A 21,049-nucleotide genomic window follows, 5' to 3' on the forward strand; every position below is an offset into this window, starting at 1 on the left:
CGATGACCTACTCTCCCACTCCCCCCGCGGGCGATACCTCGTCCGCCGTGCTGGCGATCCGCAACCTGTCGGTGGAGGTCGGCGGCGCCGGCAACCGCGTGGTGCGCAACCTGAGCCTGGACGTGCACGCCGGCGAAACCGTGTGCGTGGTCGGCGAGTCCGGCTCGGGCAAGTCGGTCACATCGCTGGCCGTCATGGGCCTGTTGCCGGCCGGCGTGCTGCGCATCAGCGCGGGCTCGATCCGCGTCGAAGGCGAGGACGTGGCCAACGCCACGCCGCGGCGCCTGCGCGAACTGCGCGCCACCCGCATGGCCATGGTGTTCCAGGAACCCATGACGGCGCTGAACCCCGTGCACACCGTCGGCAAGCAGGTCGACGAAGTGCTGCGCCTGCATCGCCGCATGTCGGCCGCCGAACGCCGCGCCAAGGTACTGGACATGTTCCGCTCGGTGCACCTGCCCGACGTCGAGCGCATCTACGATGCCTATCCGCACCAGCTCTCGGGCGGCCAGCGCCAGCGCATCGTGATCGCGATGGCGCTGATCCTGGAGCCCAAGCTGCTGATCGCCGACGAGCCGACCACGGCGCTGGACGTCACCACGCAGAAGCAGATCCTGCTGCTGATCAAGGAACTGCAGGTCAAGCACCAGACCGCCGTGCTGTTCATCACGCACGACTTCGGCGTGGTGGCCGAGATCGCCGACCGAATCGTGGTGATGAACCGCGGCGACCTGATCGAAAGCGGCACCCGCGACGAGATCCTGGCCGAACCCAAGCAGTCGTACACGCGGCGCCTGGTGTCGTCGGTGCCCAGCCTGGTGCCGTTGCACCGCGAAGCGCCCGCGGGCGTGCCGGTGCTGCACGTCAAGGGCCTGGGGCGCACCTACGGCGGCAAGCGCTCGCTGTTCTCGCGCAGCGCGCCGCGCAACGTGATCGCGGCAGCAGACGTCAACCTGACGCTGCGCAAGGGCGAAATCCTCGGCATCGTGGGCGAGTCCGGCTCGGGCAAGTCGACCGTGGCGCGCTGCATCGTGCGCCTGATCGAACCCACCGCCGGCCACATGATGATGGGCGGCGAAGACCTCAGCACGCTGTCCGGCGCGGCCCTGCGCCCGGTGCGGCGCCGCATCCAGATCGTGTTCCAGGATCCTTACCGCTCGCTCAACCCGCGCCGCACCGTGGGCGAGTCCATCATCGAAGGCCTGCTCAACTTCGGCGTGCCGCGCGAGCAGGCGCTGCAACGTGCCGGCGAGACGCTGTCGGTGGTCGGGCTGAGCCCCGACGCCATGCGACGCTACCCGCACCAGTTCTCAGGCGGCCAGCGCCAGCGCATCTGCATCGCCCGCGCGCTGGTGATGGACCCCGAGATCCTGGTGGCCGACGAAGCCGTGTCGGCGCTGGACGTGTCGGTGCAGGCGCAGGTGCTGGAACTGCTCGAGCAGGTGCGCGAGCGCACCGGCGTGGGCGTGCTGTTCATCACGCATGACCTGCGCGTGGCCGCGCAGATCTGCGACACCATCATGGTCATGCAGCGCGGCAAGGTCGTCGAGACCGGCGCCGCCCAGGCCGTGCTGACCGATCCCCGCCACGAGTACACCCGCGCCCTGATCGACGCGGCGCCCGGGCGCGACTGGGACTTCCGCAACTTCCGGCCCGTGGCGGCCGGGCTGGCGGCCCCCGCCGCCTGAGGCGTCCCAATCAACCCAGGCATCCCACGCAATCGGAATCCGCCATGTCGCAACCGCATGAACTCTCGGCCCAGGAGCTGCTGGCCGCCTACCGTAACAAGACCCTGTCGCCGGTCGAGGCGACCCGCTCGGTGCTCGACCACATCGCGCGCTGGGAACCGCACATCCACGCCACCTATGCGCTCGATCCCGACCAGGCGCTGGCGCAGGCGCGCGCTTCCGAGGCGCGCTGGATGAAGGGCGAGCCGCAGGCTTGCGGCGGCTACTCGCTGGACGGCGTGCCCGCCACCATCAAGGAAAACATCGCCACCCGCGGCGTGCCGGTGCCGCTGGGCACGGCCGCCACCGACTTGACGCCGGCCGCGGCCGACGCCCCGCCGGCGGCGCGCATGCGCGAGGCCGGCGCGGTAGTGCTGGGCAAGACCACCATGCCCGACTACGGCATGCTGTCCTCGGGACTGTCGAGTTTCCATGCGCTGACGCGCAACCCCTGGGACCTGAGCAAAAACCCGGGCGGCTCCAGCGCCGGCGCCGGAGCGGCGGCGGCGGCGGGCTACGGCCCGCTGCACATCGGCACCGACATCGGCGGCTCGGTGCGCCTGCCGGCCGCCTGGTGCGGCATCGCCACGCTCAAGCCCAGCCTGGGCCGCATCCCCATCGACCCTCCCTTCATGGGCCGCTGCGCCGGCCCCATGACCCGCGACATCACTGACGCCGCGCTGATGATGGGCGTGCTGTCGCAGCCCGACGCGCGCGATCACATGAGCCTGCCGTTCCAGGACTTCGACTGGCTCAACCTGGATATCGACGTGCGCGGCCTGCGCATCGGCCTGCAGCTCGAAGCCGGCTGCGGCCTGCCGCTGGACCCGGAGATCCGCGCCGCCGTCGAAGCCGCGGCCCGACTGTTCGAGTCGGCCGGCGCCATCGTCACGCCGCTCAAGCCGTGGATGACGCCGGAGATGCTGGACGGCGTCGACCGTTTCTGGCGCACCCGCTCGGCCATCGACCTGGGGGCCCTGCCGCAAGCGCGCCGCGACAAGATCCTGCCGTTCATCCGCGCCTGGGCCGAAAGCGGCGGCGGCCAATCCGGCGAGGCCGTGTTCCGCAGCTACTACGAAACCCTGAACGTGCGCGCCAAGACCGTGGCCGCCACCGCCCCCTACGACTACGTGCTGTCGCCGGTGGCGCCGGTGGTGGCCTACAACGCCGAGTGGGCCGCGCCTACCAACGAGGTCGCCACGACCATGCACCACATCGGCTACACCTTGCCCTACAACATGAGCGAGCAGCCGGCCGCCTCGGTCAATTGCGGTTATACCCGGGCAGGCCTGCCGATCGGCCTGCAGATCGCCGGCGCGCGCTTCGACGATCTGGGCGTGCTGCGCGTGGCCCGCGCCTGGGAACGCATGCGCCCGGCCCAGCAGCCCTGGCCGCAGCCGCCCCGGGCCGTCTAACCCGCGCTGACCGGCCCGATCCCCTTCCCCTTTGGCAACCACAGGAATTCCCATGCGTTGGCTTCTGGCAATGATCAAGCACGAGACGAACACCTTCTCGCCCGTGCCGACCCCGCTCGCGCGCTTTTTCCGCGGCAATCCTGAAATCCTGGCCGGCGACCGCGCCATCCGCGCCTACGAGAACACCGACAGCGGCCTGGGCGGCTACATCGAGGTGGCGCGCCGCGTCGGCGCCGAGATCGTGGTGCCGGTGGCCGCCGAATCCTGGCCCAGCGGCCCGGCCAGCGCCGAGACCCACGAGCTGCTGTGCAAGCGGGTGCTGGACGAGGTCCGCAAGGGCGGCTACGACGCCATCCTGCTGGACCTGCACGGCGCCATGGTGGCCGAGGGCGTGGAAGACGCCGAGGGCGACCTGCTGCGCCGCCTGCGCGAGATCGATCCCAAGACGCCGGTGGCGGTGACGCTGGACATGCACGCCAACATCTACGCCGACATCGTCGACAACGCCACCGTCATCAGCGGCTTCCATACCTATCCGCACGTGGACATCCGCGAGGCCGGCGTGCGCGCGGCCAACGTCATCGTGCGCACGCTCAAGGGCGAGATCAAGCCCGTGATGACCTGGGGCGGCAAGCCCATGCTGCCGCACGTCATGTGCCAGGGCACCCACGCCGATCCCAACAAATCGCTGCAGGAGCGCTGCCGCCAGCTGGAGGCCGATGGCGTTCTGGCGGCCTCGGTGTTCGTGGGTTTCCCCCACGCCGACATCCGCGAGGCGGGCCTTAGCGCCGTGGTCTGTACGGACGCCAACCTGGCCCAGGCGCAGCAATACCGCGACGAACTGCTGGAGCGCGCCTGGAACGACCGGGCGAAATGGGTGTTCCATTCCGAGCCGCTGGCGCCCACCATCGCCCGGGCCAAGGCCATCGAGCAAGGCCCGGTGGTGTTGCTGGACCACTACGACAACACCGGCTCCGGCGGCACCATGGACACCACCGCGGTGCTGGCCGAGGTGCTGCGCCAGGAATTGGACGACGTGGTGTTCTACGCCATCTGCGATCCCCAGGCGGCGCGCGAGGCCGCCACGGCGGGCGTGGGCAGCACCGTCACCCTGCCCCTGGGCGGCAAGGTGGACATGCCCGCCATCAAGCGGGCCGGCGAGCCGCTGACGGTGACCGGCCGGGTCAAGCTGGTGTTCGACGGTGTCTACCTGAACCGCGGCCCCATGTATCGGGGCGTGCGCAATGACACCGGCCTGACGGTGGTGATCGATACCGGACGGGTCGAGATCGTGGTGGTGTCGCGCCACCAGGAGCCCTTCGACATCAATTGCCTGCTGTCGGCCGGCATCGATCCGCTGCAAAAGCGCTATGTGGTGCTCAAGAGCCGGGTCCACTGGCGCGCCGGCTTCTCCGAGATGGCCACCGAGATCATCGAGTGCACCGGCGTGGGCGTCACCACCTCCGACTACGGCCAGCTTGACTTCAAGCATGTGCGCCGGCCGATCTACCCGCTCGATCCCCTGTAAAACACGCGTTGTCGACAATATGGCCGGCGCCCGAGGGCGCCGGCTTTCATTTTGAAATCTTCGGTAACGGCGCGCACTGCAACTGGCTACCCCGCCTCGGTATACTCGCCGCGGGTCCTGACAGGCCGATGAATATGTCCCATTGCCCGCGCCGCTCGACGGCGCCGCGCCGCAGGGACAAGACTCGACAATCAACGACAAAGCAAAACATGAAAAAGAGCGTAGCGATCACCTTAGCCGTGGTCATAGTGGGAGCGGGAAGCTGGGTGGGTGCTACCTGGTACACCGGCAAGCGCATCGAGGAAGGCGCGCAGCGCCGCCTGGCCGAGGCCAACGAGAAGCTGGCCAAGATCACGCCTTTGTTCGGCCTGCGCATCGACCAGATCAAATACGAACGCGGCCTGTTCTCGACGCAGGCGCGCTACGGCGTGTCGTTCGTCAAGAGCGACAAGAGCCTGAGCGACATGCCGGACGGCATGTTGGAATTCGATGCCCAAATCGAGCACGGCCCGTTCCCCAAGAGCGCGCTGGCGCGCGGCGCCATCGCGCCCAAGCTGGCTTTCGTCCACACCGAAATGGCCAAGACGGACAACGTCAAGCCGGTGTTCGAGCTGACCAAGGACGTCTCGCCCCTGGTCACCGATGCCATGGTCAGCTTTGGCGGCAGCACGGCATCGACCGCCCGCATCGCGCCGGTGAAGGTGACGCATGAAGGCAATTCGGTCGATTTCAGCGGCATGGAAATCACCGGCACGTTCGACCGCGGCCTGGCCGCCATCACCGCCAATGCCAAGACCGACATCCTGGCGGTGGACGGCACCAAGGGCAGCGATCCGATCAAGATGGCGATGTCCGGCCTGACCATGGACGTCGACAGCCGCATGGGCAAGTTCGGCCTGTCGGTCGGCGACTCGGGCATCAAGATCAAGCGCATCGAAGTGATCAAGCCGGACGCCGACGCCAAGGTGATCCTCGACAACTTCAGCTACACCGTCAAGCTGGCCGAGGACGACAAGAACATCAACATCCAGGCCGCCTATCAGACCGGCGACATCAACGTCAACGACGTGCCGCTGGGCAACGGCCAGGCCGTCATCAAGCTGGCCCGGCTGGACGGCGCCGCGGTCAAGCAGTTGTCCGATACCTACAACCAGCTGATACGCCAATACATGGCCGATGCCCACGACGAGGGCCTGAACGACGAACAGTTCCAGGTGCTGCTGGATAACGCCGGCAAGCTGCTGGCCGGCAATCCGTCGTTCAGCATCGACCCGATCAGCTGGAAGACCGCCAAGGGCGAAAGCAAGCTGAACGTCACGCTGGACCTGGCCAATCCTCCCAACGTCAAGGACCTGACGCCGCAGGAAATCGTGGTCAAGGCCATCAAGCAGATCGACGCCACGCTGGTGATCTCCAAGCCGATGGTGCAGGACCTGATGGTGCAGTACGCCATCAAGAAGGACGGCATGCCCGCCGACAAGGCCGAAGCCGAGGCCGCCGACAACATCCGCAGCATGTCCGGCATGGCCGAAATGTTCAACGTCGGCAAGAATGACGGCGACAACATCGTCGGCAAGTTCCACTTCGCCGACGGCATGGGCGACCTGAACGGCAAGAAGATCCCCGCCGACGAACTGTTCTCGGGCCTGCTGGGCGCGACCGGCATGGACGAGGACATGATGGACGATGAAGACGAAGCCGAGCCGGCCGTCGGCGCCACCGCCATGGACGACGACATGGCCGCCACCAGCAATGCCGACGTGGTCAACGAGTTCGACGTCGACATGGTCGTCGGCATGCTGGACGACATGGGCTACACCACGCGCAAGACCGACGGCGATGAAGGCCCGGTGCTGATCCTGGATGCCAGCAACACCGGCGCCACCGACCTGCGCCTGGAATTCCTGTGCAACGACTTCTCCGAGAAGTGCTACGACCTGGTCGCCACCGCCACCTACGCCGGCAAGAAGCCGGCCACGCTCAAGGCCATCAACGCCTGGAACCAGCAATACCGCTGGACCCGCGCCTACCTGGACGACAAGAACCAGGCCGTGCTGCAGATGGACATGAACGCCGAAGGCGGCATTGGCAAGAAGAACCTGCAGATCCTGCTGAACACCTACTTCAGCATCACCGAGGAATTCGCCACCGCCATCACGGCGGCGCCGGCCAGGAAGTAAGGCGGCCGCGCAAAAACACCCCTCATCTTATGAACTGACGTCCCAAATCGTACAGTCCGCAGTCAAAAGGCCTGAGCTCGGTTCAACACCGGACTCAGGCCTTTTATTTAATCTAACAGTACGGGCCTGTTAATACAGCCAAGCCTGTGCGGTCTGGAATATGGGACGGCATGTTGGCCTGAGCCGGGCCAGCGCCCTCTTCAACATGCCGTCAACCTGTAGAAACAGCAGCCAGCGGCTGCTCTTTCCCATTGCGAAATATCCATTTTTGGATAGTCCTGATGAGCGGCAGACACAGCCGTTCGTCACACGCACGGAATTCGGCTACACCACTGGACTCTTTCTGACTAGCAGCAGTCTGCTTGTCCTGTGTCATTGCCGCGCTCCGATATCGCACCCGATTCGCTCGAATCCATTCCCAAAGTTGAGAAAGCCCTAGGCCTAGCACCATCAGTTTGGGTATTCCCGGCACACGTTGGCCCCCTCCTCTCCCACGACAACTAGGACGATTCCTATTTTTCGAGCAACGCGCGCACAACGAAATCCGGCTGATAGAATCGCCAAAAAATTACCACAAAATAATATTGAGACAGCATTAACTCGATGAAAAAATGACAGACCTTATTTTCATAAGACGCTATGCGTCTGCGCGAAAAGTACCATTATCAGTTTGATTTCGCTGTTTTGCTCCCCAACGTTAGCTGAACGGCCGCTGTATGTGGAAGGTCTGGTCCCAGAAGCGGGAACATGGAAGCTCGACACCTCGGTAGCTTACGGGAATCGTGAAGATCAGGGGCTGCAAATCGGCAACCCCTTAATCATACAAACCGGCCCAACCTCTTTTGTATCCGTATATACAGACGTAGGCGAAGAACGGAAAAACACTGACATAGTGGTTGGGACTGTGGGATTGAGATATGGCCTCACGACTCGCACTGAACTCTACGTACGGGCTAGTGCCTTTTGGAGCGACACGCGATCCGCAGCCGCAGAATCTGTCTATAGCGCTTCTTCCAAAGGTCTATCAGACATATGGTTTGGAACCAGCTACCAGATCAAGGACGATGATGAGTCGCCGGGTTTAATAGGCTTCTCTCAAATTGCGCTCATGGAAAAAACGCACAATACGAGCAGTCAGTTTAAATCAGCAATGATCGGCTTGGCAGCATACAAAGCTATAGATCCAGTTGTGTTCTCTATGAACACCGCTTTAAGCATGAGTACCGCAAGAGGCGAAGGAGAAAACCGCCATACCCCCGGATCGCTATTCCTGATCAGCGGTTCCGTTGCATTTGCTGCAAATGATCGAGTCAGCCTCAGCGGCGGAGCGCAATGGACAAACAAACAACCCGACTCAGTCGCCGGAGAGAAAAGCGGCTTCCGCACCACCAGCACCGACCTGCTCCTCGGCGTGGGCTATGGCGTCACTGCAAAAAGCATAGTCAATATATCAATGATATCCGCCATTTCCGGTCGAAAAGGGGCCGACCTGAATCTCGCTTGGTCATATGCATTTTAGAAGTTTTCTTAGTGATCAAACAGCAATCATTTGCCTCAAACTTTTTGGAAGAGCACGATGAAGACAAGAACCGCAAGTTATCTCGCGTCGCTGGCGTTAGCGTTCGCGTTTACGCTCCCCGCTCACGCTGCACCACCCAGCATGTCTAATTTTACCGACGCACAGGAGCTTGGACTATTTCGCGAATCAGCTGATCTTCGCCAGCTTGTAGCGCTTTCCAAAGAGGAGATGAAGGACACGGAAGGGGCCGTATCTCCCATTATTGTTGGTGCGGCATTGGGAGCACTGGTAAACGGGGGGACATATATGGTGGGCGTAGCACGAGATAAATACCCATACTCGACAGGGGCTCTTGTAGCGAATATGACAAGCGGCGCCCTTATTGGCGCGACGACGGGAGGGCTTGGTGCCGCAGCAGGTGGCGGACTCACCGCAGGGGCAAACGTGTGGCGCGCAAATGGCGCCTTCGCCAACTTCGGAGCCAATCAGTATTTACGCAGCAGCGAGTGCCGCCTCAATCAAAAGCTACGCTGCTGACGCGGACTTATAGAAAGGGAATTGGCTATGGGGGACCTGATCGCCGCCATCATGGGATTTCTAGTCGGACTGGAGAATTCAAAACCACAAATGCGATGCCACACCCTGGCAGCCATTGCAGCAGGCCTATTATTTTTTTCTGCCGTATTAGAAGATGCCTGGAACGGCTCCCTCAACCCCCAAAGCGTTTCCATTATCGCATTGATATCAAGCGCACTTTATATATTAATTTTATTTACATTAAAATTTTTCGAAAATATAAAGCGAAAGCAAAAAAAATTATAGCCACCATAGAAAACCAACAACATCAAAATTACTGCAGAGACTACCTCAACAGCCTCGGCAGATTAATGTCCAGCAAAGACAATATTCTTGAAAGCCTGCCTCATCATTTTTATTGCAATCGCTTGCCGTACGGCTTATGCAGAAATTCTACTGGTCGGCCCGAACGGGCATCTGTATCTCCACCGACGAGTGCAAGATTGGAAAAGCCAGCGAGACAGAGACATCACCAAGCAAGATTTCGATTTTTCCTGCGGCGCCGCATCAATGGCCACGCTACTTCAAGGCGCATTTGGCTTTTCTATTACTGAGTTGCAGTTGCTGCAATTGATGGACAAGCAGAACGGCAGGGCATCTTTTGAAGACATGGCACAAGCGCTACAGGCGCTCGGATTTCAGGCACAAGGATATTCGGCCACGTTTTCCCAACTCAAGAGCTTGAAGATTCCTGTAATTCTTTATGTGAAGAACAGAAAATATGATCACTTCACTGTCCTACGCGGGATAAACCAGGATACGATCTGGCTTGCTGATCCCAGTGTCGGCAATCAGACGTTAAGCCGCCACCAGTTTTTAGAAATGTGGGAAACTGACTTAACACAGAACGACAACGGAGTCAGGCGGGGCCGGTTTCTGGCGATACTACCGTTAAAATCCGGTATCGATAATGGCGAGCAATTCTTCGACTTAGATCCGAAGAGACAATCACACCCTGCCGTTATACAAATCCCTTCCGGACTAAATCGAAAGAGGTTCCGTTGAAAAGGCAAAACGGATCTATCGCCCCGTAGCCGCCACTCCCAACGAAACCAAGGTTCGCCTAGAGTAAGAGCATTTAGGCGGCGTAGCCTCGCCACGCCGCCATACTCAATCAGATTGCCAAGCCGTCAGCGGCATCAGGCGTAGGCTTCGACCGGCAGGCAGGCGCACACCAGGTTGCGGTCGCCATAGGCGTTGTCCACGCGCGCCACCGGCGGCCAGTACTTGGCGTCGCGCAGCGAAGCCACCGGGTAGGCGGCCTGCTGGCGCGGGTAGTCGTGCAGCCATTCCTCGGCCAGCAGCATCTGCGCGGTGTGCGGCGCGTTCTTCAGGACGTTGTCCTCGCGATCGCGCTCGCCACGCTCGACCTGGGCGATTTCCTCGCGGATCGAGATCATCGCGTCGATGAAGCGGTCCAGCTCGGCCACGCCTTCGGATTCGGTCGGCTCGACCATCAGCGTGCCGGCCACCGGGAAGCTCATGGTGGGGGCATGGAAGCCGTAGTCCATCAGGCGCTTGGCGATGTCCTCGGCGCTGATGCCGCTGGTTTCCTTGAGCGGACGCACGTCCAGGATGCACTCGTGCGCCACGCGGCCGTTGCGGCCCGCGTACAGCACCGGGTAGTGGTCGCGCAGGCGGGTGGCGATGTAGTTGGCGTTCAGGATCGCGACTTCGGTGGCGCGGCGCAGGCCGTCGGCGCCCATCAGCGCGATGTACACGAACGGGATCGGCAGGATGCCGGCCGAGCCGAAAGGCGCGGCCGAGACCGGGCCAACCTTGGCTTCGCCGGGCAGCTTGCCCTGCTCGTTGACCACGCCCGGCAGGTACGGCGCCAGGTGCGCGCGCACCGCGACCGGACCGACGCCCGGGCCGCCTCCGCCGTGCGGGATGCAGAAGGTCTTGTGCAGGTTCAGGTGCGACACGTCCGAGCCGAACTTGCCCGGCTTGGCCACGCCGACCATGGCGTTCATGTTGGCGCCGTCCAGGTACACCTGGCCGCCGGCCTGGTGCACCAGGTCGCAGATCTCGGTCACGGCTTCCTCGAACACGCCGTGCGTGGACGGGTAGGTGATCATCAGCGCGGCCAGCTTGTCGCCGACCTGTTCGATCTTGGCGCGCAGGTCGCCGAGGTCGACGTTGCCGTTGGCGTCGGAGGCCACCACCACCACGTCCATGCCGGCCAGTTGCGCCGACGCGGGGTTGGTGCCGTGGGCCGACGACGGGATCAGGCAGATGTTGCGCTGGTGCTGGCCGTTGGCCTGGTGGTAGCCGCGGATCGCCAGCAGGCCGGCGTATTCGCCCTGCGCGCCCGAGTTGGGCTGCAGGCTGATGTTGTCGTAGCCGGTGATCTCGCACAGCGCGGCCGACAGGCGCGTGATCAGCTCGTCATAGCCCTTGCTCTGCGAGGCGGGCGCGAACGGATGCACCAGCGCGAACTCGGGCCAGGTGATGGGAATCATCTCGGCCGTGGCGTTCAGTTTCATGGTGCACGAGCCCAGCGGGATCATGGTGCGGTCCAGCGCCAGGTCCTTGTCGGCCAGCTTGCGCAGGTAGCGCAGCATGTCGGTTTCCGACTGCACGCTGGAGAACACCGGGTGCTTGAGGATGGCGCTTTCGCGCGCCACGGCGGCGGGAATGCCGCCGGCCGCCTTGGCGTCCAGCGCGTCGATGTCGAGTTCGACGTCATCGCGCTCCAGGCCGGCGGCGAACACGTTCACCAGGGCCTGCAGGTCGGCGGCGGTGACGGTTTCGTCCAGCGACACGGCCAGGCGGGCGCCGTCGACGCGGCGCAGGTTGATGTGCTCGCACTCGGCGGCCGTGATGATGGCGGGCGTGGCCGCGCCGGTTTCCAGCAGCAGCGTGTCGAAGAAGGTGTCGTTGGCGACCTTGACGCCCAGCTTGCCGAGTTCGGCGCGCAGGATGGCGGTGTAGCGCTGCACGCGCTCGGCGATGCGGCGGATGCCGGCCGGGCCGTGCCAGACGGCGTACATGCCGGCCATGACGGCCAGCAGCACCTGCGCGGTGCAGATGTTCGAGGTGGCCTTCTCGCGACGGATGTGCTGTTCGCGCGTCTGCAGCGCCAGGCGCATCGCCGGGTTGCCTTGGGCGTCCTTGGACACGCCGACCAGGCGGCCGGCCATGTTGCGCTTGAAGGCGTCCTTGCAGGCCATGAAGCCGGCGTGCGGGCCGCCGAAACCGAACGGCACGCCGAAGCGCTGGGCCGAACCGATGGCGATGTCCGCGCCCCACTCGCCGGGCGCTGCCAGCAGCGCCAGCGCCAGCAGGTCGGTGGCCACGGCCACCACCGCGCCTTGCGCGTGGGCGGTTTCGGCCAGCTTGCGGTAGTCGGCCACCGAGCCGGTACTGTGCGGGTACTGCAGCAGCACGCCAAAGCATTCCGGCAGGCCTTCGGCCTCGTCGCCGACGGCGATCTCGATGTCCAGGCCCTCGGCGCGCGTGCGCACGACTTCGATGGTCTGCGGATGCACGTGGCGCGAGATGAAGAACACCGGGCTTTGCGACTTGGCGCTGCGGCGCGCCAGCGTCATGGCTTCGGCGGCGGCGGTGCTTTCATCGAGCAGCGAGGCGTTGGAGATGTCCAGCCCGGTCAGGTCGGCGACCATGGTCTGGTAGTTCAGCAGGGCCTCCAGGCGACCCTGCGAGATCTCGGGCTGGTACGGCGTGTAGGCCGTGTACCAGGCGGGATTCTCGAGAATGTTGCGCAACACCACGTTGGGCGTCTGCGTGCCGTAGTACCCCTGGCCGATGTAGTTGCGAAAGACCTTGTTGCGGCCGGCGATCTGCTTCAGTTCGGCCAGCACGTCGGCTTCGCTGCGCGACGGCGGCAGCGCCAGCGGCGCCTGGCTGCGGATCTTGGGCGGCACGACTTCTTCGATCAGGGCGTCCAGGCTGGGGCTGCCGATGGCGGCGAGCATGGCGGCCTGGTCGGCGTCGGAGGGGCCGATGTGGCGGGGGATGAAGTCGGTGTGGGTGTCTAGGGCGCGCGACATGGGGGGATCTCGAGATGGCGGTGTCGTCGGGAAGGACGGACGGTGATGCATGGACGGGCGGCGGCGCCAGCGCCGCGCCCGCCCTGGCCGGCTTAGCCGTTGGCCACGGCTTCGTAGCCGGCGGCGTCCAACAGCTTGTCGGCATCGGCGGCGTTGACCGGCTTGATCTTGAAGATCCAGGCGGTGAAGGCCGATTCGTTGATCAGGTTGGGGTTGCTTTCCAGCTCGTCGTTGAACGCGACGATTTCGCCGGCCACGGGCGCGTAGATGTCGGAGGCGGCCTTGACCGACTCGACCACGCCGGCGGTCTCGCCCGCGTTCAGCTTGGCGCCGACCTTGACGTCGCCGACGAAGACCAGGTCACCCAGCTGGTCCTGGGCGGTATCGGTGATGCCGACGACGAACACGTCGCCTTCGGCTTTGACCCATTCATGGGACTCGGTGTACTTGCGATCGGTGGGCAGACTCATGGGAACTCCTGGGGGATTCGGATAAGGAAATGGTGTTGCGCGCCTCGCGCCGGCGGCCGCGCCCCGCAGGGCCGGCCACCGGCGCGAAGCTTCGAGTTTACGAGTGTTCGACGGCTTTGCCGTTACGGACAAACGGCAGCTTGCAGACCAGGGCGGGCACCCACTTGCCGCGGATGTCGACCTCGACCGTGTCGCCCGCGGCCACGCCTTGCGGCAGGCGGGCAAAGCCGATCGACACGCCCAGCGTCGGCGACATGGTGCCGCTGGTGAGCTCGCCCACGCCCTGCGCGGTGCGCACCGCCATGTGGGCGCGCATCACGCCGCGTTCCTGCAGCTTCAGGCCGACGAAGGCGGCGGGCGTGGCGAACTGCTCCAGCGCGTCGCGGCCGATGAAGCGGCGCTCGGGGTTCTTCAGGGACACCGTCCAGGTCAGCGCGGCTTCGCCGGGCTGGGTCAGTTCGTCCATGTCCTGGCCATACAGGTTCATGCCGGCTTCCAGGCGCAGCGTGTCGCGCGCGCCCAGGCCCGCCGGGCGCACGCCCTGGGCCGCCAGGTCGCGCCACAGTTGCACCGCCTCGGCCGCGGGCAGCACGATTTCGAAGCCGTCTTCGCCGGTGTAACCGGTGCGCGCCACCAGCGTGTCGTCACCGACGCGCGCGGCCACGAACGGGGTCAGCGGCTCGCTGGCGGCCTGCCAGGCCGGGCGCGCGGCCCAGACCTTGGCGCGGGCGTTGGGGCCCTGCACGGCGATCATGGCCAGGTCGCGGCGCGGCGTGATGGTGACGTCGAACTTGCCGGCCTGCTTGACGCGCTGCATCCAGGCCATGTCCTTGTCGGCGGTGCCGGCGTTGACCACCACGCGCCATTCGTCGAGCGCGAAGAAGTACACGATCAGGTCGTCGATGACGCCGCCCTGCGGGTTCAGCATGCAGGTGTAGAGCGCCTTGCCCGGTACGGTCAGCTTGGCGACGTCGTTGGCCACCAGGCGCTGCAGGAAGGCGTAGGCGTCGGGGCCCGTGACGTCGGCGTTGAGCATGTGCGAGACGTCGAACATGCCGGCGTCCTGGCGCACCGCGTGGTGCTCTTCCAGTTGCGAGCCGTAGGCCAGGGGCATATCCCAGCCGCCGAAATCGACCATGCGGGCGCCGGAGGCGATATGTTCTTCGGCCAGCGGGGTGCGTTTGAGGGGTGCGGACATGCGCGGGTACTCCGGAGCGGCAGCGGTGCCAGGGTTACGGAATGCCGCCGGCGGACGGGATGCGCCCACGCAACGGCTGAATCTTCCGCCCCTCTGTCCTTTTGCCTGAGAGTTGCCCCGCGTGACGGGTTTGCACCTTCGGCGCCTGGGCTGCTCGCTATGTCCCTGATTGGGCAGCGGCGCCAGGTCTCTCCAGAGTGCTGCTTTGCCGAGTCCGCGCGGTGAAAACCGGGACAGGGCAAGCATGCGCGGTATGGGATACCTGAGCGATTCCGGGCGAATTGCGCCTTCGGCGGCAGCCGCGAACGGCCGCTCTCTCCCGCAACATGCGTGACAGCGCCGAAAGCATACCGCGAAACGCGGTTCCGTTGTTGATCCGCGATCGCCGCCCGGGCGCCGCTTCAGCCCAGCGCGGTGTCCAGCAGCATCATCAACACGAAGCCCAGCATCAGCCCGCAGGTGGCGTAGACCTCATGCCCCTTGCGGTGCGATTCGGGAATGATTTCGTGGCTGATCACGAACAGCATGGCGCCGGCGGCAAAGCCCAGGCCCCACGGCAGCAGCGCCGCCGACCAGCCCACCACGGCCGCGCCCAGCACCGCGCCCACCGGCTCGACCAGGCCGGACAGCATGCCCAGCGCCACCGCGAAGGCGCGCTTGTAGCCCGCGGCGATCAACGCCACGGCCACCACCAGGCCTTCGGGGATGTCCTGGATGGCGATGCCGGTGGCCAGCGCCGTGCCGCGCACCGGGTCGTTGCCGGCATAACCGACGCCGATGGCCAGGCCTTCGGGCAGGTTGTGCAGGGTGATGGCGAAGACGAACAGCCAGGTTCGGCGCAGCCGGTGGGCCTCGATGCCTTCGCGGCCCTTGATGAAATGCTCGTGGGGCAGCAACCGGTCCATCAGCAACAGCGCCGCCGCCCCCAGCAGGATGGCGGCGCCCACCGTCAGGCCGGCGCCCCACGGCCCCGCGCCCTGCGCCTGGGCCGCCGCGATGCCCGGCGCCACCAGCGAGAAGGCGCTGGCGGCCAGCATCACGCCGGCGCCGAAGCCGAACATGCTGTCCTGCATCTTCTGCGGGATGGTGCGCGCGAACAGGATCGGCAGCGTGCCCGCCGCGGTGGCGCCCGCGGCGACCATGCCGCCCAGCAGGGCGTCGGCCACGTGCGGCGCGTGGTCGTTGAAATAGACCCACATCTGGTGCAGGCCCAGGCAGGCGACCAGCACCGCCAGCGTCCAGACACTGACGCTGGTGGCCGCGGGCCGGATGCGATGACGGCTGAAGGTATTCATGGACCGCTGCCCCCGCGCAATGCCGGCTTAGCCCACGGCGGCGGCGTAGCGGCGCGCCACCTCGGGCCAATCGATCACATTGTAGAAGGCGCCGATGTATTCCGGGCGGCGGTTCTGGTACTTGAGATAGTAGGCGTGTTCCCACACGTCCAGGCCCAGGATCGGCGTGTTGCCCTGCATCAGCGGGCTGTCCTGGTTGGCGCTGCTTTCCACCGCCAGCTTGCCCGCGGGCGTCACGCTGAGCCAGGCCCAGCCGCTGCCGAAGCGCGTCAGCGCCGCCTTGGTGAAGGCTTCGCGGAAGGCGGCGTGTCCGCCCAGTTCGGTGTCGATGGCGCGGGCCAGCGCGCCGTCGGGCTCGCCCCCGCCCCGTGGCGACATGACCGACCAGAACAGGCTGTGGTTGGCGTGGCCGCCGCCGTTGTTGCGCACCGCGCCACGGACGGCTTCGGGAAGTTGGTCGATGCGCGCCACCAGGGCCTCGACCGGCTCGTCGGTGGCGATGCCGGCGCCTTCGAGCGCGGCGTTCAGGTTGTTGACGTAGGTCTGGTGGTGCTTGCTGTGATGGATTTCCATCGTCAGCGCGTCGATGTGCGGTTCGAGCGCGTCATAGGCGTAAGGCAGGGTCGGCAAGGTATAGGCCAAGGCGGTCTCCATCAGGCGGCGCCACCGGATGCGGCACAGCTGAATTTGTGAAATACAAATGATAGGTATTTTTATTTGATATCACAACGACAACGTTGCAATGCCCGTCATGCAGTCAGGCTATGGGCCGGACAGGCCTTGGCGGGCAGCACGAAGCGTGCCCGCGCCCGACGGACGGGAAAAGCGTTGAATGAAGCGCCAGGAACGCCTAGAGCGCCTTGCCGCAGGCCACGCCCGAGGCCCAGGCCCACTGGAAGTTGTAGCCGCCCAGCCAGCCGGTGACGTCCACGGTCTCGCCGATGAAGTACAGGCCGGGCGTGGTGCGGGCCTGCATCGATTTCTGGTCCAGGCCGCGCGTATCGACGCCGCCGCGCATGACCTCGGCCTTCTTGTAGCCGGCGGTGCCGCTGGGCACCAGCGTCCATTGGTGGATGTCCTGCGCCAGGGCGCGCAGGGTCTTGTCGGGCGCGTCGGCCAGGCGCAAGGCCGCCAGGCCCGGCTTGCCGCCCTGCTCGGCCAGCTGCAGCCAGCGGTCGGCCAGGCGCTTGGGCCACAGGCCGGCCAGCACCGTATGCAATTGCTGCCGGTTTCCGGACTTGGCCGCCAGCAGTTCGGCCGCCAGGTCGCGCCCCGGCGCCAGGTCGATGACGATGGGCTCGCCCGGTTTCCAGAAGCTGGAGATCTGCAGGATGGCCGGACCGGACAACCCGCGATGGGTGAACAGCAGGTCTTCCAGGAATTCCCCCCGGGCCTTGCCCTGCCCCGTCGCCAGGCTGACCTCCAGCGCCACGCCGGACAGCTCCGCCAGCGGCTGCCAGTGCGCCGCGTCGAAGGTCAGCGGCACCAGCGCCGGCCGCGGCTCGACCACCTTCAGGCCGAACTGGCGCGCCAGCTTCAGGCCGAAGTCGGTGGCGCCCAACTGCGGGATCGCCATGCCGCCCGTGGCCACCACCAGCTTGGCCGCGCGGATCGCGCCCTGGCTGGTGCGCAGCTCGAAGCCCGCCTCGCCATGCGCCACCTCGGCCACCTGGCAGCCCATGCGCCACTGCACGCCGCCGGCATCGCATTCGGCGCGCAGCATCTCGATGATGGATTCGCTGGAATCGTCGCAGAACAGCTGGCCGCGATGCTTCTCGTGCCAGGCGATGCGGTGGCGCTTGAGCAGCGCCAGGAAGTCCTGCGGGGTGTAGCCCGACAACGCCGAGCGGCAGAAATGCGGGTTGTCGGAGAGGAAATTGGCGGGTCCCGCGCCGATGTTGGTGAAGTTGCAACGGCCGCCGCCCGAGATACGGATCTTCTCGGCCAGGCGCTCGGCGTGGTCCACCAGCACCACGCGCAAGCCGCGCTGGCCGGCGACCGCGGCACACATCATGCCGGCGGCGCCGGCACCGAGGACGGCGACATCGAACATCGGGACTCCGGACCTGATCAGTCTTCGATCAGGCAATCAACGTAGTAGCGCTTCTCGCCGTCCGGCCCCACTTCGTCGGCCAGGCCGTGGATGTAGGTTTCGAAGCCGGGGAAGCGTTCGTTGAACTCGCGCGCGAACTGCAGGTATTGGACGATGGTGCGGTTGAAGCGTTCGCCCGGGATCAGCAGCGGGATGCCCGGAGGATACGGCGTCAGCAGCACGCCGGTGACGCGGCCTTCGAGCTGGTCGATGTCGACACGCTCGACCTCGCGGTGCGCCATGCGGGCGAAGGCGTCGGACGGCTTGAGCGCCGGCACCATGTCGCTCAGGTACATCTCGGTGGTCAGGCGGGCCACGTCGCGCTCGCGGTAGGCTTCGTGGATCTGCTGGCACAGGTCGCGCAGGCCCATGCGCTCGTAGCGGCGATGGTCGCGGCAGAATTCCGGCAGGATGCGCCACAGCGGCTGGTTGCGGTCGTAGTCGTCCTTGAACTGCTGCAGCGCGGTCAGCAGCGTGTTCCAGCGGCCCTTGGTGATGCCGATGGTGAACAGGATGAAGAACGAATACAGGCCGGTCTTCTCGACCACCACGCCGTGCTCGGTCAGATACTTGGAGACCAGCGCGGCGGGAATGCCGGTTTCGCCGAAGCTGCCCGACATGTCCAGCCCCGGCGTGATGACCGTGGCCTTGATCGGGTCCAGCATGTTGAAGCCTTCGGCCAGGTCGCCGAAGCCGTGCCAGTGGTCGTTCGACTCCAGGATCCACTCGTCGCGGTTGCCGATGCCTTCGGACACCAGGCGGTTCGGGCCCCAGACCTTGAACCACCAGTCGTTCTTGCCGAACTCGGATTCCACCTTGCGCATGGCGCGGCGGAAATCCATGGCTTCGCGGATGCTTTCCTCGACCAGCGCGGTGCCACCCGGCGGCTCCATCATGGCCGCGGCCACGTCGCACGACGCGATGATCGCGTACTGCGGCGAGGTCGACGTATGCATCAGGTAGGCTTCGTTGAAGACGTTGCGGTCCAGTTTGCGGGTCTCGGATTCCTGCACGATGATCTGCGAGGCCTGCGAGATGCCGGCCAGCAGCTTGTGCGTGGAGTGGGTCGCGAACACCATCGCGTCCTTGCTGCGCGGACGGTCCTGGCCGATCGCGTGCATGTCCTGGTAGAACTCGTGGAACGACGCGTGCGGCAGCCAGGCTTCGTCAAAGTGCAGCGTGTCGACGTAGCTGCCCAGTTCCTTCTTGATCATCTCGACGTTGTAGATCACGCCGTCGTAGGTGCTCTGCGTCAGCGTCAGGATGCGCGGGTTCTTGTTCACGGCTTCGCGCGCGAACGGGTTGGCCTCGATCTTCTTGCGGATGCTGTCCGGATGGAACTCTTCCAGCGGGATAGGGCCGATGATGCCCAGGTGGTTGCGCGTCGGGCGCAGGAACACCGGGATCGCGCCCGTCATGGTGATGGCGTGCAGGATCGACTTGTGGCAGTTGCGGTCCACCACCACCACGTCGCCGGCGGCGACGTTGGCGTGCCACACCACCTTGTTCGAGGTCGAGGTGCCGTTGGTCACGAAGTAGCAGTGGTCGGCGTGGAAGATGCGCGCCGCGTTCAGCTCGGACTCGGCCACCGGGCCGGTATGGTCCAGCAGCTGGCCCAGTTCGTCGACGGCGTTGCAGACGTCGGCGCGCAGCATGTTCTCGCCGAAGAACTGGTGGAACATCTGGCCCACCGGACTCTTCAGGAACGCCACGCCGCCCGAGTGGCCCGGGCAGTGCCAGGAATAGGAGCCATCCTGCGCGTACTTGACCAGCTCGCGGAAGAACGGCGGCGGCAGGCTGTCCACATAGCTGCGCGCTTCGCGGATGATGTGGCGCGCCACGAATTCGGGGGTGTCCTCGAACATGTGGATGAAGCCGTGCAGCTCGCGCAGGATGTCGTTCGGAATGTGTTCCGAGGTGCGCGTCTCGCCGTACAGGTAGATGGGGATGTCGGCGTTGCGGAAACGCAGTTCGCCGATGAAGGTGCGCAGGTTCTTGATGGCGCTGGCCACGTCCTCGGGCGAATCCACGTCGAACTCTTCATCGTCGATCGACAGGATGAACGCGCTGGCACGGCTCTGCTGCTGGGCGAACGAACTCAGGTCGCCGTAACTGGTCACCCCGATCACCTCGACGCCCTCGGCCTCGATCGCCGCGGACAGGGCGCGGATACCCAGACCGGACGCGTTCTCGGAACGGTAGTCCTCGTCGATGATGAAGATGGGGAAGCGGAATTTCATGCAGGCGCTCCTGGGGGCAAGGCGAATCGGACCGGGTTGGCGGACGCGAGTGTACTTCTAGTGAAAAACCGTCTGATGACAGGCGGGCGCGAGGTTCCCGCCGGCGGCGGGAATGGCGGAATTGTAGGGCCGTTTTCCCCCAGGCCCTATGGTTTTCCCGAGGACGGCGCCAAAGGGCCGCGCCGGGCGCCGGCGAAGGCGCCGCGCGGCCCCCTGCCGACGCCATCCCGGCGCGCCCGCGCGGCTCGCCTCGGCTAGCGGATGGTGGTGGCCGCGCCGGCGTCCAACGCTGCCAGGAAGCGGTCGAAGTAAGGTGGAATGGCTTCGGCGGCGCCATAGCGGATGCGCCGCTCGACCTTGGCGATGGCGCCGAAGCAGACTTCGGTCTCGGGCGAGCCGCAGACCAGCACCACCGGGTCCTCGTCATCGCAGACCTCGTACAGGCCGCCATGGGCGCGCCGGGCCACTTCGTAAAGGTAGGCGGCGGCGCCGACGGTCTGCATGGGGGTCAGGGGCAAGGTGCCCAGGTGCGCGGCTTCGAGCGCGTCGTCGAGCGCGTGGACGCTCGACAGGGAGTAGTCGAGTCCGGCCCCGTCCGGGCCGGCTGCCTGGACGAAATCCTGCGCGGCGTGGGCCACGCGCGCCACGAACTCTTGCTGGACTTCGTCGCGCTTGGCGTCCTGGTTTATCTTGAGGAAACCGAACATCATTGGCTCCTTTGAAAACCGCAAGCGGCGTTGACCCCATTATAGGCAGCGACCCTGCCTATACTGGCCGAATGCGGCCCGACCGTTCC

The 21,049-nt window shown here is 65.3% G+C and carries 17 protein-coding genes and 2 riboswitches; of the genes, 8 read left to right on the forward strand and 9 right to left on the reverse strand.

Features of this window, described 5'->3' with window-relative positions:
• Nucleotides 1-2: 2 nt before the first annotated feature.
• The 4 genes from AT699_RS26740 to AT699_RS26755 all read left to right on the forward strand — a co-directional run bounded on the left by AT699_RS26740 (nucleotide 3) and on the right by AT699_RS26755 (nucleotide 6,850).
• On the forward strand, nucleotides 3-1,688 hold the full coding sequence (locus AT699_RS26740; protein ID WP_020926290.1) for an ABC transporter ATP-binding protein: 1,686 nt from the start codon (nucleotides 3-5) through the stop codon (nucleotides 1,686-1,688).
• 44 nt (nucleotides 1,689-1,732) lie between these two features.
• Nucleotides 1,733-3,142 (forward strand): amidase, encoded by a 1,410-nt coding sequence (locus AT699_RS26745; protein WP_024070431.1) that lies wholly within the window; start codon nucleotides 1,733-1,735, stop codon nucleotides 3,140-3,142.
• Nucleotides 3,143-3,194: 52 nt separating this feature from the next.
• Nucleotides 3,195-4,670 carry a M81 family metallopeptidase gene (locus AT699_RS26750; RefSeq protein ID WP_020926288.1) on the forward strand — a complete coding sequence of 492 codons (1,476 nt, stop codon included), beginning with the start codon at nucleotides 3,195-3,197 and terminating at the stop codon, nucleotides 4,668-4,670.
• Nucleotides 4,671-4,879: 209 nt separating this feature from the next.
• Nucleotides 4,880-6,850: a DUF945 family protein gene (locus tag AT699_RS26755; RefSeq protein ID WP_058207491.1), complete on the forward strand. Its 1,971-nt coding sequence runs from the start codon at nucleotides 4,880-4,882 to the stop codon at nucleotides 6,848-6,850.
• 211 nt (nucleotides 6,851-7,061) lie between these two features.
• On the opposite strand, the gene AT699_RS31735 is transcribed toward AT699_RS26755, so the two are convergent.
• Nucleotides 7,062-7,226: a hypothetical protein gene (locus AT699_RS31735; protein ID WP_155523077.1), complete on the reverse strand. Its 165-nt coding sequence runs from the start codon at nucleotides 7,224-7,226 to the stop codon at nucleotides 7,062-7,064.
• 294 nt (nucleotides 7,227-7,520) lie between these two features.
• Here AT699_RS31735 and AT699_RS31740 point away from each other — a divergent pair, with 294 nt between their 5' ends.
• The 4 genes from AT699_RS31740 to AT699_RS31255 all read left to right on the forward strand — a co-directional run bounded on the left by AT699_RS31740 (nucleotide 7,521) and on the right by AT699_RS31255 (nucleotide 9,950).
• Nucleotides 7,521-8,369, forward strand: coding sequence for a hypothetical protein (locus AT699_RS31740; protein WP_145964702.1), 849 nt, complete (start codon nucleotides 7,521-7,523; stop codon nucleotides 8,367-8,369).
• A 57-nt stretch (nucleotides 8,370-8,426) separates the two neighbouring features.
• Nucleotides 8,427-8,906, forward strand: coding sequence for a hypothetical protein (locus tag AT699_RS31745; protein WP_131726752.1), 480 nt, complete (start codon nucleotides 8,427-8,429; stop codon nucleotides 8,904-8,906).
• Between the two features lie 27 nt (nucleotides 8,907-8,933).
• A complete protein-coding gene (locus AT699_RS31750) occupies nucleotides 8,934-9,191 on the forward strand; it encodes a hypothetical protein (protein WP_131727228.1) in 258 nt (85 codons plus the stop codon).
• Between the two features lie 87 nt (nucleotides 9,192-9,278).
• Nucleotides 9,279-9,950 (forward strand): C39 family peptidase, encoded by a 672-nt coding sequence (locus AT699_RS31255; protein ID WP_232254262.1) that lies wholly within the window; start codon nucleotides 9,279-9,281, stop codon nucleotides 9,948-9,950.
• 134 nt (nucleotides 9,951-10,084) lie between these two features.
• Here the strand turns inward: AT699_RS31255 and gcvP are convergent, their stop codons facing one another.
• From gcvP to AT699_RS26795, 8 genes are all read right to left on the reverse strand, one after another.
• The gene (gene gcvP / locus AT699_RS26760) at nucleotides 10,085-12,958 is read right to left on the reverse strand and encodes an aminomethyl-transferring glycine dehydrogenase (protein WP_006385868.1); all 2,874 of its coding nucleotides are present in this window, start codon (nucleotides 12,956-12,958) and stop codon (nucleotides 10,085-10,087) included.
• A gap of 92 nt (nucleotides 12,959-13,050) precedes the next feature.
• Nucleotides 13,051-13,428 (reverse strand): glycine cleavage system protein GcvH, encoded by a 378-nt coding sequence (gcvH, locus tag AT699_RS26765; RefSeq protein ID WP_006385867.1) that lies wholly within the window; start codon nucleotides 13,426-13,428, stop codon nucleotides 13,051-13,053.
• A gap of 97 nt (nucleotides 13,429-13,525) precedes the next feature.
• Nucleotides 13,526-14,626 (reverse strand): glycine cleavage system aminomethyltransferase GcvT, encoded by a 1,101-nt coding sequence (gene gcvT, locus AT699_RS26770; protein WP_024070433.1) that lies wholly within the window; start codon nucleotides 14,624-14,626, stop codon nucleotides 13,526-13,528.
• An 83-nt stretch (nucleotides 14,627-14,709) separates the two neighbouring features.
• Nucleotides 14,710-14,832, reverse strand: a riboswitch (glycine riboswitch).
• A gap of 33 nt (nucleotides 14,833-14,865) precedes the next feature.
• A riboswitch (glycine riboswitch) is annotated at nucleotides 14,866-14,958 on the reverse strand.
• Nucleotides 14,959-15,027: 69 nt separating this feature from the next.
• On the reverse strand, nucleotides 15,028-15,921 hold the full coding sequence (locus tag AT699_RS26775) for a ZIP family metal transporter (RefSeq protein ID WP_024070434.1): 894 nt from the start codon (nucleotides 15,919-15,921) through the stop codon (nucleotides 15,028-15,030).
• 27 nt (nucleotides 15,922-15,948) lie between these two features.
• Complete coding sequence (locus AT699_RS26780) at nucleotides 15,949-16,563, reverse strand: superoxide dismutase (protein ID WP_049053699.1); 615 nt, start codon at nucleotides 16,561-16,563, stop codon at nucleotides 15,949-15,951.
• Nucleotides 16,564-16,771: 208 nt separating this feature from the next.
• Nucleotides 16,772-17,974 carry a BaiN/RdsA family NAD(P)/FAD-dependent oxidoreductase gene (locus AT699_RS26785; protein WP_024070436.1) on the reverse strand — a complete coding sequence of 401 codons (1,203 nt, stop codon included), beginning with the start codon at nucleotides 17,972-17,974 and terminating at the stop codon, nucleotides 16,772-16,774.
• A 17-nt stretch (nucleotides 17,975-17,991) separates the two neighbouring features.
• On the reverse strand, nucleotides 17,992-20,253 hold the full coding sequence (locus AT699_RS26790) for an arginine/lysine/ornithine decarboxylase (RefSeq protein WP_006385861.1): 2,262 nt from the start codon (nucleotides 20,251-20,253) through the stop codon (nucleotides 17,992-17,994).
• A gap of 254 nt (nucleotides 20,254-20,507) precedes the next feature.
• Complete coding sequence (locus AT699_RS26795) at nucleotides 20,508-20,960, reverse strand: hypothetical protein (protein ID WP_006385860.1); 453 nt, start codon at nucleotides 20,958-20,960, stop codon at nucleotides 20,508-20,510.
• Between the last annotated feature and the right edge of the window lie 89 nt (nucleotides 20,961-21,049).

The sequence above is a fragment of the Achromobacter xylosoxidans genome (assembly GCF_001457475.1).
In the GTDB taxonomy this organism is placed as follows: domain Bacteria; phylum Pseudomonadota; class Gammaproteobacteria; order Burkholderiales; family Burkholderiaceae_B; genus Achromobacter; species Achromobacter xylosoxidans.

Coding starts and splice junctions, on each gene's coding strand:
- AT699_RS31745 (WP_131726752.1), top strand. CDS start 8,427: ATGAAGACAAGAACCGCAAGTTATCTCGCGTCGCTGGCGTTAGCGTTC.
- AT699_RS26775 (WP_024070434.1), bottom strand. CDS start 15,921: ATGAATACCTTCAGCCGTCATCGCATCCGGCCCGCGGCCACCAGCGTC.
- AT699_RS31735 (WP_155523077.1), bottom strand. CDS start 7,226: ATGACACAGGACAAGCAGACTGCTGCTAGTCAGAAAGAGTCCAGTGGT.
- AT699_RS31750 (WP_131727228.1), top strand. CDS start 8,934: ATGGGGGACCTGATCGCCGCCATCATGGGATTTCTAGTCGGACTGGAG.
- AT699_RS26785 (WP_024070436.1), bottom strand. CDS start 17,974: ATGTTCGATGTCGCCGTCCTCGGTGCCGGCGCCGCCGGCATGATGTGT.
- gcvH (WP_006385867.1), bottom strand. CDS start 13,428: ATGAGTCTGCCCACCGATCGCAAGTACACCGAGTCCCATGAATGGGTC.
- gcvP (WP_006385868.1), bottom strand. CDS start 12,958: ATGTCGCGCGCCCTAGACACCCACACCGACTTCATCCCCCGCCACATC.
- AT699_RS26740 (WP_020926290.1), top strand. CDS start 3: ATGACCTACTCTCCCACTCCCCCCGCGGGCGATACCTCGTCCGCCGTG.
- AT699_RS26790 (WP_006385861.1), bottom strand. CDS start 20,253: ATGAAATTCCGCTTCCCCATCTTCATCATCGACGAGGACTACCGTTCC.
- AT699_RS26755 (WP_058207491.1), top strand. CDS start 4,880: ATGAAAAAGAGCGTAGCGATCACCTTAGCCGTGGTCATAGTGGGAGCG.
- gcvT (WP_024070433.1), bottom strand. CDS start 14,626: ATGTCCGCACCCCTCAAACGCACCCCGCTGGCCGAAGAACATATCGCC.
- AT699_RS26745 (WP_024070431.1), top strand. CDS start 1,733: ATGTCGCAACCGCATGAACTCTCGGCCCAGGAGCTGCTGGCCGCCTAC.
- AT699_RS26750 (WP_020926288.1), top strand. CDS start 3,195: ATGCGTTGGCTTCTGGCAATGATCAAGCACGAGACGAACACCTTCTCG.
- AT699_RS26795 (WP_006385860.1), bottom strand. CDS start 20,960: ATGTTCGGTTTCCTCAAGATAAACCAGGACGCCAAGCGCGACGAAGTC.